The sequence below is a fragment of the Microbispora sp. CSR-4 genome, from assembly GCF_008033685.1.
GTDB lineage: Bacteria > Actinomycetota > Actinomycetes > Streptosporangiales > Streptosporangiaceae > Microbispora.
The window spans coordinates 1-1,073 of record NZ_VJVX01000183.1; the positions used below are offsets into that span (position 1 = coordinate 1).

General features: G+C 71.8%; 1 protein-coding gene. It reads left to right on the plus strand.

What is annotated here, in order from left to right; all coding sequences use genetic code 11:
* The coding region (locus tag FLV34_RS41060) for an HNH endonuclease signature motif containing protein (protein ID WP_187280881.1) at positions 1-288 on the plus strand (288 nt) is incomplete at its 5' end.
* Positions 289-1,073 lie beyond the last annotated feature (785 nt).

Sequence of the window (1,073 nt, forward strand, 5' to 3'; positions counted from 1 at the left end):
CGCAAGGTCCGTCTGGCGACTCCTGCCCAGCGGCGGGCCATCTTCGCCCGGTATGCCACGTGCTGGGTCGACGGCTGCCCGCTGCCGGCGACCATGTGCCAGATCGACCACGCCGACAACTGGAGCACCGGCGGGCTCACGGACCTGAAGCTGCTGGGCCCGGCCTGCCAGTTCCACAACCGCGACCGCTACCAGCACCCCGACCGCTACACCCGCCGCAACGTAGGCGAAGACCGCTGGGCCTTCACCTACCACCGCCTCGGAAGAACCCGACGACCACACGAGTAAGGCGAGAGGCACGGGGGTGGGCGATGCGCAGGGCAGGCCCGAGCGACGCACAGACAGGCCCGCACGGCTGCCGGAGTGAGGCGGGAGACAGGAGGGTGGGCGACGCACAGGCCGGCCCGGGCGACGCACGGACAGGCACCGGAGGCTGCGGGCGTGAGGCGAGAGGCACAGCGGACGACGCACAGTGCAGGGCCGCGCGGCTGCGGGAAGGAGACGGCAGGCACAGAGGAACCGGGCGCGGCAGGCAGGCCAGGGTGCCGCGCAGGCAGGTCCGGGCGACGCGCGGGAGCCTGCACGGCTGCGCGAGTGAGGCGGGAGCCACGGGAGGGTGGGTGACGCGCGGGCAGGCCCGGGCGGACGCGCAGGGCAAGCCGGGCGACGCACGGACAGGCCCGACGGCTGCGTGCATGACCCCGTGGCCGAGAGCCGACACCAGGCACGAGGCGATGGCCGCGGGCGCTGTCCGCTGGGCTTCACAGTGCACTGCAGGACTTCGCAGTGCTCGACCGGGCTTCACGGTGTTCCCTAGGGCCACCTGCTCCCCAAGGTCACACTGCTTCCCGGGGCTTCACCTGCGCCGTAGTGCCGCATGGGGCTCCCCGTGCTCCGTCGGGATTGCTCCGGCGGGATCAGGGAGCGGAGCGGAAGGGAGCGAGGACCGCAGCGAAGGCCCAGCGGAGCGGGCTGAGCAATCGTCAAGACCTGTGGATCACGAGTTCCTAAGCAGCTGCTGGTGAGGGCTGATCGTCGGGGCGTTCGACGAGCTTGCCGTTGACGAAGGTTGC